Consider the following 15,344-nt stretch of genomic DNA (forward strand, 5'->3'; position numbering starts at 1 on the left):
CCGCTCCACGATGACCGACATCGACTGGGACGAACTCCGTTCCGCCGCCACCGAGGCCATGCATCGCGCCTACGCCCCGTACTCCCGCTTCAAGGTGGGCGCCGCGGCGCTCGTCGCCGACGGACGCATCGTCTCGGGGTGCAACGTCGAGAACGCCTCCTACGGCGTGACGCTGTGCGCCGAGTGCGGGCTGGTCTCGGAACTCCACATGAGCGGCGGTGGTCAGCTCGTGGCCTTCGTGTGCGTCGACGGTGAGGGCCGTACGCTCATGCCCTGCGGCCGGTGCCGTCAGCTGCTCTTCGAGCACGCGATCCCGGGCATGCTGCTCGAGACCGTCAGCGGCATCCGCACGATCGACGAGGTCCTCCCGGACGCCTTCGGTCCGCGCGACCTCGAGGAGGCGGCCCGGTGAGCACCGAGCAGTACGACGCGGTCGACATCATCCGCGCGCAGCGCGACGGTCGGGCCATCTCCGAGGGCGAGATCCGCTGGTTGGTCGACGCCTACACGCGCGGCTATGTGATGGACGCGCAGATGTCGGCGTTCACGATGGCGGTCCTGCTGAACGGTCTCGGCCGCGATCAGATCCGGGTGCTGACGGATGCCATGATCGCCTCCGGCGAGCGCATGGACTTCTCGTCGCTCGACAAGCCCACCGTCGACAAGCACTCCACCGGTGGGGTGGGCGACAAGATCACGCTGCCACTGGCGCCGCTGGTCGCCGCATTCGGCGTCGCCGTTCCGCAGCTCTCCGGCCGCGGTCTCGGGCACACCGGCGGCACGCTGGACAAGCTCGAGTCGATCCCGGGGTGGCGCGCAGCGCTGTCCAACGACGAGATCCTCGCGCAGCTCGCCGACGTCGGCGCCGTGATCTGCGCGGCGGGAACGGGCCTGGCCCCGGCCGACAAGAAGCTCTACGCGCTCCGCGACGTCACCGGCACCGTCGAGGCGATCCCGCTGATCGCCTCGAGCATCATGTCGAAGAAGATCGCGGAGGGCACCGACTCGCTCGTGCTCGACGTGAAGTTCGGCTCCGGCGCCTTCATGCAGGACATCGACCGCGCGCGCGAACTCGCCGAGACGATGGTCGCCCTCGGCACCGACTCCGGCGTGAACACCACGGCGCTCCTGACCGACATGAACACCCCGCTCGGGCGCGCGATCGGCAACGCCAACGAGGTGCGCGAGTCCGTCGAGGTCCTCGCCGGCGGCGGCCCGGCCGACGTCGTCGAGCTGACCGTCGCGCTCGCCCGCGAGATGCTCACCCTCGCGGGTCGTCCCGACGCCGACGTCGAGGCCGCCCTGGCCGACGGCCGCGCGATGGACGTGTGGAAGCGCATGATCCGCGCGCAGGACGGCGACCCGGATGCCGCGCTCCCGACCCCGCGCGAGACCCACACGGTCGTCGCGGATCGCTCCGGCGTCGTCACCCGCGTCGAGGCGCTGCCCTTCGGCATCGGGGCGTGGCGCCTGGGCGCCGGGCGCGCCCGCGCCGAGGACGCCGTGGTGCACGCCGCGGGGATCGACCTGCACGTCACCGTCGGCGACTCCGTCGCGGCCGGTCAGCCGCTGTTCACCCTCTCGGCCGATGATGAGACGCGCTTCGATCGCGCCCTCGCTGCGGTCGAGGGCGCGTGGGAGATCGGCGACAGCGCTCCCGCGCGCACCCCGCTCGTGCGCGAGCGCATCACCGCGTGATGGCATCCGACCCGAGGAGCACCATGGCCACCGACGACGTCCGCATCCAGGGCAAGAAGCTGAAGAATCTGCCGAAGGTGTCGTTGCACGACCACCTCGACGGCGGGCTCCGTCCGCAGACCGTCCTCGAACTGGCCGATGAGATCGATCTCGACCTCCCCGCCGATGACGCGAAGGGTCTGGAGACGTGGTTCTCGGACCACATCGACGGAGGATCGCTCGAGGACTACCTCGAGAAGTTCGACGCGACGATCGGCGTGATGCAGACGCGCGAGGGGCTCGTGCGCGTGGCGAAGGAGTTCGTCGAGGACCTTGCCGACGACGGCGTCGTGTACGCCGAGGTGCGGTGGGCTCCCGAGCAGCACCTCACGCGCGGCCTGAGCCTGGACGACGTCGTGGATGCCGTGCAGGAGGGGATCGAAGAGGGCGAGGATGCCGCGGACGCCCGAGGCAAGGACATCCGGGTGGGGCAGCTGCTCACGGCCATGCGCCAGGGGTCGCGCTCCCGGGAGATCGCCGAGCTCGCCGTCTCGTGGCGCGGGCGCGGCGTGGTCGGATTCGACCTCGCCGGTCCCGAGGACGGCTTCCCTCCGTCGAACCATCGCGCGGCGTTCGACTACCTGGCCGAGCAGTTCTTCCCCACGACGGTGCACGCCGGTGAGGGCGCGGGGCTGGCATCCATCCGCTCCGCTCTCATCGACGGCCGGGCCGTGCGCCTCGGTCACGGCGTGCGGATCGCGAACGACCTCGACGTCGTGTCGCGCGAGGGCGAAGAGGTGCTCGTCACGTTCGGCGACATGGCGCGCTGGGTGCGCGACCGCGAGATCACGCTCGAGCTGTCGCCGACGTCGAACCTGCAGAGCGGCGCGGTCACGGCCTGGGGCGACACGATGGACGCCCACCCGTTCGATCTGCTCTACCAGCTGGGTTTCTCCGTCACGGTGAACGTCGACAACCGCCTCATGAGTCGCACGACGCTGACCCGCGAACTCGGGCTGCTGGCGCAGGCGTTCGACTACGACCTCGACGACCTCGAGGCCTTCCAGCTCAACGCCGCGGCCGGTGCGTTCCTACCGGTCGAGGAGCGCGAGGAGCTCATCGAGATCATCGCCGAGGGCTTCCAGCGCTGACGCGCCGCACGGGGCGCGGGGCGACGATTCCGCGCTGTTTGCGCCGCGAGTGTCCAGGACACGCGGATGCACGGTCGTCGCATCCGCGTGTCTTGGACGCCGAACCCGGCCGCGTGGGGCCACGGCTACGGCACAGCGTCAGGGCGTCGGCAGGAACGCGGCGAGCTGCTCGGCGATGACGCGGTCGACCTCGGCGGGATCGGCGGTCGGGGTGCCGTCGCCGGCCTGCGGACCATAGGCGCCGAAGGAGGCGTGCGAGGCGCCGGGGATTTCGACGAACACCGCGTCGGCGGGGAGCTCCTTCGCCGCGTCGGCGATCTTCTGCGGTGTGGACAGGCCGTCCTCGGAGCCCGACAGGCTCAGCACCGGCAGCCCCGCCCCGGAGAGGTCGTTCGCGCAGTACGACGCGAACAGCACGAGGGCGTCGGCGTCGCCGGCGAGCTGGCAGGCGCGTACGCCGCCCAGCGAGTGTCCGCCGACGGCCCACGCCGAGACATCCGGTGCGAGGTCGGTGAAGGTCGAGAGGGGGCGCGGGTCGAAGAACGCGAGGTTCAGCCACGGCCGGGTGATCACCACCGTCACGCCGTCGTCGACCACGGTGTCTTCGAACGTCGCGACGTAGCCGAGGGCGTCGACCTTCGCGCCCGGGATGAACACCAGGCCGCGGCCGGTGTCACCCGCGACCGGCGTCAGGATCACCGCGGTGGAGTCCTCGGTGATGGTGAGCCCGGGATTCGCGCGTGCCTCGGCGAGCGGGTCGGGTTCCGCGCCCATGACCCCGACCTGGCTGTAGATCAGGATGCCGGCGACGAGGAGCAGCACGAGGGCGCCGAGGCCCGCGAGGATCCAGCGCAGGACACGAAAACGCCGACGGGGCGCTCGGGGCGCCCCGTCGGCGGACGGGCTGGTGTCGGTCACCTCACGAGCGTAATGCGGCCTGACGTGCGGAGACGATCTCCGCGATCGGCGCGAACAGCGGGTGCTCGGGCGCGAGCCCGGTCACCTGGCCGGTGAAGGCGGCGGCGTCGAGTTCTCCGAGCAACCGCTGCAACTCCACGGCCTGGGCGTCCTCGGCATCCTGGAACTCCAGGGCGGCGGCCATCGCGGCCACGAGTGCGTCGACGGGCAGGCCCCGCTCGATCGCCTCGGCGGCGGGGCCGACGAAGCGCTCGTGACGGGAGAGCTTGCGCAGCGGCTGCCGGCCGACGCGCCACACGGTGTCGGGGAGCGCGGGGTTGCGGAAGCGCCGGAGGATCGTCTCGCGGTACTGCCCCTGCACCTCGGGGTCCAGCTCGTGCTTCTGCACGAGGAGGGCGCTCGTCTCCTGCAGCGCCGCCTCGACCTTCGCCGCGATCGCCGGATCGGCCAGCGCGTCGGAGATGCGCTCGATGCCGGCCTGCGCGCCGAAGTACGCCGTGGTGGCGTGTCCGGTGTTGACCGTGAAGAGCTTGCGCTCGATGTACGGCTCGAGGTCGTCGACGAAGTGCGCGCCCGGGATGTGCGGCGGGGTGTCGCCGAACGGCCCCCGCTCGATCGCCCACTCGTAGAACGGTTCGACCGTGACGTCGACGCCGCCGACGGCCTGGGCCGGGACGATCCGGTCGACGGCGGTGTTCGCGAAGACGGCGCGCGCTTCGAGGGCGTCCCAGGAATCGCCGGCGATGTCGACCACGTGCTCGCGCAGTTGGTCGGTCGCTCCGATCGCGTTCTCGCACGCCATGATCTGCAGGGGCGCGAGCGAGGGGTCGCGCAGCGCGAGGCCCGCGACGATGTGCGGCGCGACGAACTTCAGGATCGTGGGTCCCACGGCGGTGGTCACGACGTCGGCGGTCGCGATCTCGTCGACGAGGGTCTCGGCATCCGTCGAGCTGTCGATGGCACGGAAACCGGTCACCGTCTTGTCGACGCCGCCTTCGCCCACCTCGTGGACGGTGTACTCGGATGCCGCGTTGATCGCCGCGACGAGCGGAGCGGACACGTCCGAGAAGACGAGCTCGTAGCCGCCCTCGTGGAGCAGCAGACCGACGAAGCCGCGACCGATGTTGCCGGCGCCGAAATGGACGGCCTTCATGCGTTGACGGAGCCCGACAGGGCCTCGAAGAGCTCCTCGGGGGAGGAGGCGGCCTTCAGGCGAGCGACGTCGTCCTCCTCGGAGAAGAGGATGGCGATCTGCGACAGGATCTCGAGGTGCTCATCGCCCTTGCCGGCGATGCCGATGACGAAGGTGACGGGCTCCCCGCCCCAGTCGACGCCCCCGTCGTAGCGGACGACCGACAGGCCGGAGGTGAGGATGGCCTGCTTGGTCTCGTTGGTGCCGTGCGGGATGGCGAGCTCGTTGCCCATGTAGGTGGACACGGTCTCCTCGCGCTGTTGCATGGCGGCGAAGTACTCGCCGGTGACGGAGCCGGCGGCTTCGAGCAGATCGGCGGCTTCCTTCATCGCCTCCTCGCGGGTGGCGCTTCCGGGGTGGATGCGAACGGATTCGATGCGGAGGACGTCCGACATGGTTCTCGCCTTTCTCGTCGTACTGTCCAGCCTGGCAAAACGCGGGCCGAACGGGAAGACGCCAGGGGCCGGGGTTGTGCCCCAGCCCCTGGCGTGCGGGGGTTACTTCGCCTCGTGCTGGCTGCGGACCATCTCCACGACCTCGTCGTACTTCGGCGAGTTCATGAAGTTGTCCACCGAGACGTGGATCGCGTCGGGGTTCTGCGCCTTCGCGCGGTCGGTCAGCTGGTTCTGCGTGATGACCAGGTCGGCGGTGCCGTCGAGATTCGCGATCGCCTGGTTGGTGACCGTGACCCCTTCGATGCCGGCCTTCTTGATCTTGTTGCGCAGGACGCTCGCGCCCATCGCCGAGGAGCCCATGCCGGCGTCGCAGGCGAACACGATGTTGTTCAGCTGCTTCGTGGCGACGGCGCCCCCGAGGCCGCCGAGGGCACCCTCGACGTCGTGGTCGGCGGACGCGGTCACGTCGCTCGACGTGCGCGAACGCAGGCCGCCCAGGGCCGAGGACTCCTTGCCCTTGTTGGCCTCGGTCTGGTCGATCGCCGCGGCGAACGCGTCGTCGCCGCCCTCGGCCGCGAGGTCGCGCTTGCGCGAGGCACGCAGGATCACACCGGCGATCAGGAACGTGACCACGGCGGCGACGGCCACCGAGAGGTACACGACCAGGAGGTTGCCGGGGCCGGCGCCGATCGCGGCGGCGGTGACGGCGATGATGCTGCCGGGGGCCGCCGGGAACACCAGGCCGCCGCTGAAGATCATGTTCGTCGTGACGCCCGCGGCGCCACCGGCGATGAGCGCGAGGATCGTCATGGGCTTGGCGAGCGCGTACGGGAAGTAGATCTCGTGGATGCCACCGAGGAACTGGATGACGATGGCACCGGGCGCCGAGGCCTTCGCCGCGCCGACACCGAAGAAGGTGAAGGCGAGGAGCAGACCCAGGCCGGGGCCGGGGTTGGCCTCGATGAGGAACAGGATCGACTTGCCCGACTCCGCAGCCTGCTCGATGCCGAGCGGGGTGAAGACGCCGTGGTTGATGGCGTTGTTGAGGAACAGCACCTTGGCCGGCTCGACGATGATCGACAGCACCGGCAGCAGGTTGAACTGCACGAGGAACGCGACGATGCTGCCGAGGACCGCGCTGATGCCGAGGAAGACGGGACCGAAGGCGAAGAAGCCGACGATCGCGAGGATCATGCCGAGGATGCCGGCGGAGAAGTTGTTGACCAGCATCTCGAAGCCGGGGCGGATCTTGCCGTCCCACAGCTTGTCCATCTGCTTGGTGATCCAGGCCGCGAGCGGACCCATGATCATCGCGCCGAGGAACATCGGGATGTTGGTTCCGACGATGACACCCATCACGGCGATGGTCGCCACCACGCCACCGCGCGCGCCGTAGACCATGCGGCCGCCGGTGTTGGCGATGAGGAGGGGCAGGAGGTAGGTGATCATGACGCTGACCAGGCCGACGTAGCCCTGGTAGGTGCTGCCGTCCGCGTTGGCGGTGAGCGCCGTCGCGGCCCCCGGCCACCCGATCGTGGCCGCGTCGCCGCCGCCGCCGATGATCTCGGCCACAGGGGCCCAGTGCCACCCGAAGGGGCTCTTCGCACCGAAGAAGCCGGCGGGGATGAAGAGCATGGTGATGAAGCCCCACGCGATGAACGCCGCGATGTTGGGCATGATCATGCCGGAGAGGAACGTGCCGAACCGCTGGACCGCGACCCGTGCACCTCCCGGCTTCTTGGCTGTAGACGCCGTCGTCATTGCTGTGTCTCCTTGTTGTGGATGCGACCGGGGCCGCGGGGTGTCGCGCGGCTCAGGCCGCGGTGGTGGCGGAGGCTGCCTGCGCGGCCTCTCGGGCGGAGGCCGCGTCGTCCGCGGCCAGGGCTGCCTCGGCGATGCGGCGGGCATCGTCGAGAGAGTGGGTGAGGAGCGAGGCGCGGACGTCGGCGAGCGCGGTGGGCGCCATCGACAGCGTGGTCGCGCCGAGTCCGACGAGGACGATCGCGAGAAGCGGGTCGGCGGCGGCCTCGCCGCAAATGCCGACGGGCTTTCCGTTCGCCCGGCCTGCGGCGCCGACCTCGCGGATGAGGCGCAGGACGGCCGGATGCCACGGGTCCTGGAACGATGCGACCGAACCGAGCAGCCGGTCGGCGGCGAGCGTGTACTGCGTCAGGTCGTTGGTGCCGATCGATGCGAAGTCGGCGATCTGCAGGATGCGATCGGCGAGAAGTGCCGAGGAGGGCACCTCCACCATGACGCCCGTGGTCTTCAGCCCGTAGTCCTTGGCCAGGGCGGTGAAGTACCGCGTCTCCTCGACGGTCGACACCATGGGTGCCATCACCCAGAGATCGGCGGGGCCGGCTTCGGACTTCCGTGTCTCGGCATCCGCCTCGGCGAGGGCCGTGAGCTGTTCGCGCAGGATGTCCTCGCTCGCGCGGAGGGCGCGCAGGCCCCGGAGACCCAGCGCGGGGTTCTCCTCGTGCGCGTCGTTGAGGAAGGGGAGCGGCTTGTCGGCACCGGCGTCGAGCACGCGCACGACCACCTTCTTGCCGGGGAAGGCGCTGAGCAGCTCGATGTAGGCGGTGCGCTGCTCCTCGACCGTGGGGGCGGAGCTGGAGCTGAGGAAGAGGAACTCGGTGCGGAAGAGGCCGACGCCCTCGGCGCCGAGCTCGACGGCCTCGGCGGCACCGCCGGGCTTGCCGAGGTTGGCCAGCAGCGGAATCTTCGTGCCGTCCGACAGGGCGCCGTCGGTGATTGGGGCGGAGGAGGCCGCCGCGCGCGCATCGGCGCGGTTCTTGGCCCGCGCCAGGTCGTCGTCGCTCGGGTCGACCGTGACGACGCCGGCGGCGGCATCCACGATCACCGTCTGACCGTCGACGAGGTCTTTCGCTCCGCTCGCGCCGACGACGGCGACGATCGACTTCTCCCGCGCGAGGATCGCGGTGTGCGACGTCGGGCCGCCTTCGGTGGTGACCAGCGCGAGGACCTTGTCCAGGTCGAGCAGCGCGGTGTCGGCGGGGGCGAGGTCCTTCGCGACCAGCACGAACGGGTGACCGGGGTCGGGGATGCCGGGGGCGGCGACGCCGCGGAGACGCGCGATCACACGCTGGGCGACGTCGTCGAGGTCGGCGGCGCGTTCGCCGAGGTAGCCGCCGAGGGCGACGAGCTGCTCGCGGAACGACGCGAAGGCGTCGTGGACGGCGAACTCGCCGTTCTTGCCGGCGGCCAGGCGGGAGTCCACCTCGGCCTCGAGGGTCGGGTCCTCGGCGATCATCGCCTGGGCTTCGAGCACGTCGCGGGCGGCGCCGCCGGCCTGAGCCCCGCGCGCCTCGAGCTCGCGTGCGACGGCCGATACGGCCTCGCGCACGCGGGCCGTCTCGTCCTCGACCGACCGGTCGCTCGGTGTGTCCTTCGGAGCGGGCAGGGGCTCGGCCATGCGCGCGATGGGTCCCTGGGCGACGCCCAGTCCGATTCCGACTCCGCGAAGTTCCGTCATGTTCCTGTGATTCCTTTACTCGGCGTCGTGGTCGGTGGTCAGAAGCTCGGCGAGGCGCTCCAGCGTCGCCTCGGCGTTGTCGCCGTCGGCGGTGAGGGTGACGTAGTCGCCCTGCTCCAGGCCGAGGGCGATGATCCCCAGGATGCTCGCGGCGTTCACCGGGCTGCCGGCGTCCTTGGCGATGGTGACCGGGATGCCGGACTCCTTCGCCGCCTGGGCGAAGAGCTTCGCGGGACGGGCGTGGAGGCCGTGCGACGAGCCGATACGGACCGTCCGGGTGATCTGGGGCATGGGTGTTCCTTTCCGGCGGCGGGTCAGACGGTGTCCGCGGATTCCCGCGCGCCCATCGCCTCTTCCACGAGAGCGAGGGTGCGGGTTCCGGTCAGGTCGGTGAAGACGTCCTCGGGCAGCAGCGCGACCCGCACTCCCCGTGTCGCGGCATCCTGTCGGATCCGCTCCAGGTCGGGGGCCAGGTGCGGGCCGACGAGCACGACGTCGGCCTGATCGAGGTCGATCGGGAGCGACCTCGCGGTCCCCGCCGAAGCGGAGTAGGGGAGGCCGCGATCATGGGCGGCGCGTTGAACACGCTGTGCGACGAACGTGCTGGACGCACCAGCGCCGCACACCACGAGGATCCTCATCGACCCGCCTCCTTCTCCTCGATTCTCGGCACCGCGTTCACAGCGGACAACCAGGTTCGTTTCCCACCCCCCGGAACGCGGATGCCGCGCCCCGGCGCCGCGGGCGGACGCGCGTGGTTGGATGGAGGGAGCGCTGCCATTCCGGGGGCGGCGCGGAGGACGGATCGTGACGACGAAAGCTCGCCAAGACCGCCTGCTGGCCCTGCTGCTGCGGGACGCGGAGTGGTCCACGGCCGCGTCGCTGGCGGATGCGCTGGGCGTGACCCCCCGCAGCGTGCGTTCGTACGTCACCGCGGTGAACGCCCGCGTCGCCGGCGGCGGGGCGATCGAGTCCGGCCCGCTCGGATACCGCGCGGGCACGGACGCGGCCCTCGCGCTGCGCGCCGGTTCGCCGGCCGACACCGGCACCCCGCGCGATCGCCTGCACACGCTCGTGCGGCGGCTCCTCGACGCGGCCGACGGCATCGACGTCTACGAGACCGCCGACTCGCTGCACGTCAGCGCCGCGACCCTCGAAGCCGACCTCGCGCGCGTGCGCGGGCTGCTCGGCGGGACCGAACTGACCCTGGAGCGCTCGGCATCCACCGCCCGCCTCCGCGGAACCGAGGTCGCTCAGCGGAGGCTGCTGTCCAAGCTCGCGCACGACGAGATGGATGCCGGGATGTTCGACCTCGACGCTCTCCGGCGCACGCTCGGCGAGAGGTCGGTCGGCGCGCGCGCGTTCGGACCGTTCAAGGCCGAGCTCGTCGCCGAACTCGGGTCGCTCGGCTACTTCGTCAACGAGATCGGCATCGGCGACGTGGTCATGCACATCGCGATCGCCGCCGACCGGGTCACCCGCGACCGGGGCCTCGGCGCCGCCGCGGGGGAGTCCTCGGATGCCGCGGACGCCGTCGCCGAGCTGCTGGACCGTCTGACCCTCAAGCACATCGGAGTGCAGTTGGGTGCGGGCGACCTCCACCACCTCGCCACGCTGGTCCTCACCCGCATCGTCGCGCCCGGTGCGCCCGCAGCCGACGACGTGCGCTCGCGCCTCGACCCCGCGGTCGAGGCGGCGGTGCGCGCGGTCGTGGAGGCTGCGGCATCCCAGTATCTGGTGGACATCGCGCACGACGACTTCGTCCTGCGACTGGCGCTCCACGTGCAGAACCTGCTGCATCGCTCGCGCGAACAGGCGTGGTCCCGCAACCCGCTGACCCGCTCGCTCAAGTCGACGTACCCGATGATCTTCGAGGTCGCCGTGTACATCGCCAGCGGACTGCAGGACGCCCTCGGCATCCCGATCCTCGACGACGAGATCGCCTACATCGCGATGCACGTCGGCGGCCGGCTCGAGCGCAGTCGACGCTCCGACCAGCTGCTGACCGCGACGATCGTGTGCCCGGGGTACTACGAGCTGCACGAGCTCCTGCGCTCGAGCGTCGACCGGTCCCTGGGCCAAGCCATCGAGGTCGTCGGCGTCGAGACGCGCATCGATCCGGCGTGGGACTCGATCGACACCGACCTCGTGCTCACCACGATCGACCCGCCGCGTCCCGGCGACCGGTTCGTCCGCATCCAGCCGTTCCTGACCGACGCCGACGTCGAGCGCGTCCAGGCGGCGGCGTCGCGGGTGCGCCGCGGAAGGCGCCTCGCGCGGCTGCGCGCCGAACTCGAGACGTACTTCTCGCCCGATGCGTTCGTGCGCGGGCTGGATGCCGACGGCGGCGAGGCCGGTGTCATCCGGCGCCTCGGCGGGCTGCTGGTGGACGAGGGCGTCATCGACGACGACTACGTCGTTCGGGCGGTGGAGCGCGAGGCGATCTCGTCCACGGCGTTCACCGACGCGCTCGCCGTGCCGCACGCGATGGGCATGACCGCGACGCAGACCCGCATCGCGATCGGCATCGCCGATCCCTCGATCGCGTGGGGCGAGGGGCGCGTGCAGGTGGTGGCGCTCGTGGCGTTCAGCGAGACCGACCGCGAGGCTTTCCAGACCGTGTTTGAGCAGTTCGTCGAGGTGTTCAGCGAGCGCGACAGCGTGCAGCGCATCGTCCGGCGTGGCACGGACTTCGCGGCGTTCCTCGATGAGTTGGTCGCGGTGATCGACGGCTGACGCTCTGTGGGCGTGCGCCCATCCCGTGCTTTGGGGCGGATTCGTCCGCTCGGGGCGCGGAATGCGCCGCCCCAAGTGGCATCCTGCGCCCCGATCGCGGGAGGTCACGACGTGCCCGGGGTGAGATGGAACGCCGCGAGCCGCCGGCCGAGGGTGTCGGCGGTGCGGAGATGCGACCATCCCCACCGCACCATGGGGCGCCGCGTCACCCCACGGATCCAGTCCTCCCTCTGCTTCTCTCGCAGAACGACTTCGTCGGTCGTTCGCCCCGACCGGAGGGCGTCGTCGAGGTACTTGCCCGTCCCGTCGAACTCTCCCCATGCCTGCACGTCGTCGAGCCCGAAGTCGACGTAGTAGTTCGTGCCGGACGGCCCCGCGACGGGGACCTGAAGGCGGGGCGGCTCGAATCCCAGCTGCGCGAGCCGGATCCGGCTGATGCTTTCGCCCGGCAACTGCGCCTTCCCATCGGCGAAGGCCAGAGCCCGGTACGCCCGAGAGCGACCGTGTGCCGAACGAAGAGCGATCGTCAGCGCGCGGGCGCGCATCTCCTCAGCCTTCTCGGCGTCGTATGTCGCGACACGTGTATGCGCCACACCTCGCAGCGCAGCGTCCAGAACGCAGACGGCGGTATCGAAGGCGCAGGTGCGTGCGACGTCCGCCATGGTCCGCGGGATGCTCGTGCACCGCAGGCCGTGTCGCTCCACGATGTCGTCTGCGGGGACTTCGCCGCGATGCCGGACCGCGGATGCCACGGCTCCGCGCCGTCGCTCGTCAAGGATGACGTGTACCCGCTCCGAATCCGCGGCGATGGTCGGCCAGCCATGCAGTGCCGCGGCCGTCAGGTGGGAGAACAATGGAGGTTCCGCGCTGACGAGCGCGAGCGCTCGCGCCCGGACGACGATCCACCCCTCTAGGGAGAGGCCGGTGGTGTCGGCGGTCTCGGCATATACCCCGGGACGGATACGCCGGAGAAGTCCCGAGCGCAGGAGCGCGTCCAGCCGATGTCGATCGACCCCGTCGGCGGCGAGGTCGCCTCGACGTCGGAGCGGTATCGACAGGCTGGCATCCACCCCCTCACTGTGGTGCGCGGCGCCGTCTCCCCGTGGCGGGCCTGGCCCGATCGGTGGAGTCCCGGTCGGATCCTCGGTCTGGGGAGGAGCGGACCCAGCGACGTGCCGAGCCACGGGTTTGGGGCGGTCCCTTCCGGTCGGGGCGGAGAATTCCACGCCCCAAACGGAAGATCCCGCCCCAAAACGGAGACGGCGGCCCCGCGTCAGCGCACCGCCGCGAGCAGATCCTCGGCACCGGCGTGCAGCGCCTCGAGGCGGCGCCGGGCCTTCTTCGCCGACGAGCCGCGCACGTCGAGGTACAGCTTCAGCTTCGGCTCGGTGCCGCTGGGCCGAACGATGAGGCGCGAGCCGTCCTCGAGCCAGATCCGGAGCACGTCGCCCGGGGGCAGCCCGTCGACGCCCTCGAGCAGGTCGTCGATCCTCGACACCGCGACCTCGCCCACCGCGGACGGCGGCTGGGCGCGGAGGGATGCCATGATCGCGCCGATCTCGCTCAGGTCGGTGACGCGCACCGAGATCTGGTCGCTCGCGAACGCGCCGAAGGTGTCGCGGAACTCCTGCAGCAGGTCGGCCACGGTGCGGCCCTCGGCGCGTGCGGCGGTGGCGAGCCCGAGGAACGCGACGGCGGCGGAGACGCCGTCCTTGTCGCGCACGGTCTCGGGGTTCACGAGGTAGCCCAGGGCCTCCTCGAAGCCGTAGACGATGCCCGGCGCGCGAGAGATCCACTTGAAGCCCGTGAGGGTCGCGTGGAAGTCCAGGCCGTAGTGCTCGGCCACGGCCTGCAGCCCGGGCGACGACACCAGAGAGCAGGCGAGGGAGCCACCGGATGCCGTGCGCGCGGCGCGCCAGCCGAGGAGCAGGCCGATCTCGTTGCCGGTCAGGCGACGCCAGCCGCCCTCGACCTCGGGGTCGGGGATCGCGACGGCGAGGCGGTCGGCATCCGGGTCGTTGGCGATGACGAGCTCGGCGTCGGCGGAGCGGGCGGTCTCGAAGGCGAGGTCCATCGCCCCCGGCTCCTCCGGGTTGGGGAACGCCACAGTGGGGAAGCGGCCGTCCGGGTGGATCTGCGCCTCGACGACCGTCGGCGCGGGATACCCGGCTTCGGCGAGCACGCGGGACACCGTCTCCCACCCGACGCCGTGCATCGCGGTGTAGACCCACCGCAGCCCGTCGGCGCCGGCAGGCGCGGGGGCCACGGCGGCGGTCGCGGCGACGTACGCCTCGACGAGCGCCTCCGGGGCGTTCTCGAACCCGACGGAGCGGGGGAGGACGGTGACGTCACCCGCATCGGCCACGCGCTGGATGTGCGCGGCGATCTCGGCATCCGCCGGCGAGACGATCTGCGCGCCGTCGTCGGCGCCGCCGAGGTAGACCTTGTACCCGTTGTCGTCCGGCGGGTTGTGGCTCGCGGTGACCATGACACCCGCGTCGGCTCCGAGGTGCCGCACCGCGAACGCGAGCACGGGCGTGGGCAGCATCCGGGGGAGCAGGATGGCGCGCAGCCCCGCCCCGGCGAAGATCTCGACCGAGTCGCGCGCGAAGACGTCGGAGTTGCGGCGTCCGTCGTACCCGACGACCACGGTCGGCGTCCCGTCGGGCTGCTTCTCGCGCAGGTACGCGGCGAAGCCCGCCGCGGCCTGCGCCACGAGCACCCGGTTCATGCGGTTCGACCCGGCCCCGAGCGTGCCGCGGAGCCCCGCGGTACCGAAGGCGAGACGGGTGGCGAAACGGTCTTCCAGGTCGGCGGCCGCCTCGGCATCCCCGTCCTCGACGCGTTCGATGAGCGACGTGAGCTCCTCGCGCGTCGTGGCATCCGGGTCCTGGGCGAGCCAGGCGCGCGCGGCGGCGACGTACTCGCTCACAGCGCGCCGATCACACGGGCCAGCAGTGCGGAGATCACCGGCTCGGCCTCGCGCCCGGCCTCGAGCACCTCTGCGTGGCTGAGGGGCGTCTTCTGGATGCCGGCGGCCAGGTTCGTGATGAGCGAGAAGCCGAGGATCTCCATGCCGGCCTGCCGGGCGGCGATGGCCTCCAGCGCGGTGGACATGCCCACGATGTGGCCGCCGATGGTCTTGGCCATCTGCACCTCGGCCGGGGTCTCGTAGTGCGGACCGCGGAACTGCGTGTAGACGCCCTCGTCGAGGGTCGGATCGATCGCCCGGGCGAGGTCGCGCAGGCGCTGCGAGTACAGGTCGGTGAGGTCGATGAAGGTCGCGCCCTCGAGGGGCGAGTCGGCGGTGAGGTTGATGTGGTCGCTGATGAGGACGGGCTGGCCGGGCTTCCACGTCTCGCGGATGCCGCCCGCGCCGTTGGTGAGGATCATCGTGGTCGCGCCGGTGGCCGCGGCGGTGCGGACGCTGTGCACGACCCGGCGGACACCGTGGCCTTCGTAGTAGTGCGTGCGCGCGCCGATCACGAGGACGTTCTTGCCGCCGGGGGTGCGGACGCTGCGGAGTGTTCCGACGTGCCCCTCGAGGGCGGGCTTCGAGAAGCCGGTGACCTCGGTCGCGGGGAACGACGCGGTCTCCTCGCCGATGAGCTCGGCGGCGCGGCCCCAGCCGCTGCCGAGGGTGACCGCGATGTCGTGACGCTCGACACCGGACAGGCGCGCGATGTCGGAGGCCGCCGCCGCGGCGATCTCGAACGGGTCGGCCGCCGGGTCGTCGAGCGGGTGAGAGTTGCTGTGTGCCATGAACCCACTTTAGAAAG

At 71.2% G+C, this 15,344-nt stretch carries 14 protein-coding genes; 4 read left to right on the forward strand and 10 right to left on the reverse strand.

What is annotated here, in order from left to right:
- Positions 1–10: 10 nt before the first annotated feature.
- Genes QM517_RS12810 through QM517_RS12820 form a run of 3 tightly spaced genes read left to right on the forward strand, consistent with a single transcriptional unit; the run spans position 11 to position 2,828 of the window.
- On the forward strand, positions 11–412 hold the full coding sequence (locus tag QM517_RS12810) for a cytidine deaminase (protein WP_058595516.1): 402 nt from the start codon (positions 11–13) through the stop codon (positions 410–412).
- Positions 409–1,698 carry a thymidine phosphorylase gene (locus tag QM517_RS12815; RefSeq protein ID WP_283287881.1) on the forward strand — a complete coding sequence of 430 codons (1,290 nt, stop codon included), beginning with the start codon at positions 409–411 and terminating at the stop codon, positions 1,696–1,698. The genes QM517_RS12810 and QM517_RS12815 overlap by 4 nt, the downstream gene beginning before the upstream one ends.
- 23 nt (positions 1,699–1,721) lie before the next feature.
- Positions 1,722–2,828 (forward strand): adenosine deaminase, encoded by a 1,107-nt coding sequence (locus tag QM517_RS12820; RefSeq protein ID WP_283287883.1) that lies wholly within the window; start codon positions 1,722–1,724, stop codon positions 2,826–2,828.
- Between the two features lie 138 nt (positions 2,829–2,966).
- On the opposite strand, the gene QM517_RS12825 is transcribed toward QM517_RS12820, so the two are convergent.
- The 7 genes from QM517_RS12825 to QM517_RS12850 all read right to left on the reverse strand — a co-directional run bounded on the left by QM517_RS12825 (position 2,967) and on the right by QM517_RS12850 (position 9,470).
- Positions 2,967–3,746, reverse strand: coding sequence for an alpha/beta hydrolase (locus tag QM517_RS12825; RefSeq protein ID WP_283287885.1), 780 nt, complete (start codon positions 3,744–3,746; stop codon positions 2,967–2,969).
- Position 3,747: 1 nt separating this feature from the next.
- Positions 3,748–4,899, reverse strand: a complete 1,152-nt coding sequence (locus QM517_RS12830; protein WP_283287887.1) for a mannitol-1-phosphate 5-dehydrogenase — start codon at positions 4,897–4,899, stop codon at positions 3,748–3,750.
- Complete coding sequence (locus tag QM517_RS18420) at positions 4,896–5,333, reverse strand: PTS sugar transporter subunit IIA (RefSeq protein WP_077050468.1); 438 nt, start codon at positions 5,331–5,333, stop codon at positions 4,896–4,898. Before QM517_RS18420 ends, QM517_RS12830 begins: the two co-directional genes overlap by 4 nt.
- A gap of 102 nt (positions 5,334–5,435) precedes the next feature.
- Entirely contained in the window at positions 5,436–7,094 is a 1,659-nt protein-coding gene (locus tag QM517_RS12835) for a PTS mannitol transporter subunit IICB (protein WP_077050467.1), read from the reverse strand.
- A 52-nt stretch (positions 7,095–7,146) separates the two neighbouring features.
- A complete protein-coding gene (ptsP, locus tag QM517_RS12840) occupies positions 7,147–8,829 on the reverse strand; it encodes a phosphoenolpyruvate--protein phosphotransferase (protein ID WP_283287889.1) in 1,683 nt (560 codons plus the stop codon).
- 15 nt (positions 8,830–8,844) lie between these two features.
- Positions 8,845–9,120: an HPr family phosphocarrier protein gene (locus tag QM517_RS12845; protein WP_077050465.1), complete on the reverse strand. Its 276-nt coding sequence runs from the start codon at positions 9,118–9,120 to the stop codon at positions 8,845–8,847.
- 23 nt (positions 9,121–9,143) lie between these two features.
- Positions 9,144–9,470 (reverse strand): PTS sugar transporter subunit IIB, encoded by a 327-nt coding sequence (locus QM517_RS12850; protein ID WP_077050464.1) that lies wholly within the window; start codon positions 9,468–9,470, stop codon positions 9,144–9,146.
- Between the two features lie 121 nt (positions 9,471–9,591).
- Here QM517_RS12850 and QM517_RS12855 point away from each other — a divergent pair, with 121 nt between their 5' ends.
- Positions 9,592–11,565 (forward strand): BglG family transcription antiterminator, encoded by a 1,974-nt coding sequence (locus QM517_RS12855; RefSeq protein ID WP_303655593.1) that lies wholly within the window; start codon positions 9,592–9,594, stop codon positions 11,563–11,565.
- A gap of 104 nt (positions 11,566–11,669) precedes the next feature.
- Here the strand turns inward: QM517_RS12855 and QM517_RS12860 are convergent, their stop codons facing one another.
- The 3 genes from QM517_RS12860 to QM517_RS12870 form a co-directional block, all read right to left on the reverse strand.
- Positions 11,670–12,635 (reverse strand): type IV toxin-antitoxin system AbiEi family antitoxin domain-containing protein, encoded by a 966-nt coding sequence (locus tag QM517_RS12860; RefSeq protein ID WP_283287892.1) that lies wholly within the window; start codon positions 12,633–12,635, stop codon positions 11,670–11,672.
- Positions 12,636–12,838: 203 nt separating this feature from the next.
- Entirely contained in the window at positions 12,839–14,497 is a 1,659-nt protein-coding gene (locus QM517_RS12865; protein WP_283287894.1) for a phospho-sugar mutase, read from the reverse strand.
- Positions 14,494–15,327 (reverse strand): purine-nucleoside phosphorylase, encoded by an 834-nt coding sequence (locus QM517_RS12870; RefSeq protein WP_283287896.1) that lies wholly within the window; start codon positions 15,325–15,327, stop codon positions 14,494–14,496. The genes QM517_RS12865 and QM517_RS12870 overlap by 4 nt, the downstream gene beginning before the upstream one ends.
- Positions 15,328–15,344: the final 17 nt, after the last annotated feature.

The sequence above is a fragment of the Microbacterium sp. IEGM 1404 genome (assembly GCF_030056775.1).
GTDB lineage: Bacteria > Actinomycetota > Actinomycetes > Actinomycetales > Microbacteriaceae > Microbacterium.

Coding starts and splice junctions, on each gene's coding strand:
- QM517_RS12810 (WP_058595516.1), top strand. CDS start 11: ATGACCGACATCGACTGGGACGAACTCCGTTCCGCCGCCACCGAGGCC.
- QM517_RS12820 (WP_283287883.1), top strand. CDS start 1,722: ATGGCCACCGACGACGTCCGCATCCAGGGCAAGAAGCTGAAGAATCTG.
- QM517_RS12830 (WP_283287887.1), bottom strand. CDS start 4,899: ATGAAGGCCGTCCATTTCGGCGCCGGCAACATCGGTCGCGGCTTCGTC.
- QM517_RS18420 (WP_077050468.1), bottom strand. CDS start 5,333: ATGTCGGACGTCCTCCGCATCGAATCCGTTCGCATCCACCCCGGAAGC.
- QM517_RS12835 (WP_077050467.1), bottom strand. CDS start 7,094: ATGACGACGGCGTCTACAGCCAAGAAGCCGGGAGGTGCACGGGTCGCG.
- ptsP (WP_283287889.1), bottom strand. CDS start 8,829: ATGACGGAACTTCGCGGAGTCGGAATCGGACTGGGCGTCGCCCAGGGA.
- QM517_RS12845 (WP_077050465.1), bottom strand. CDS start 9,120: ATGCCCCAGATCACCCGGACGGTCCGTATCGGCTCGTCGCACGGCCTC.
- QM517_RS12850 (WP_077050464.1), bottom strand. CDS start 9,470: ATGAGGATCCTCGTGGTGTGCGGCGCTGGTGCGTCCAGCACGTTCGTC.
- QM517_RS12855 (WP_303655593.1), top strand. CDS start 9,592: ATGGAGGGAGCGCTGCCATTCCGGGGGCGGCGCGGAGGACGGATCGTG.
- QM517_RS12870 (WP_283287896.1), bottom strand. CDS start 15,327: ATGGCACACAGCAACTCTCACCCGCTCGACGACCCGGCGGCCGACCCG.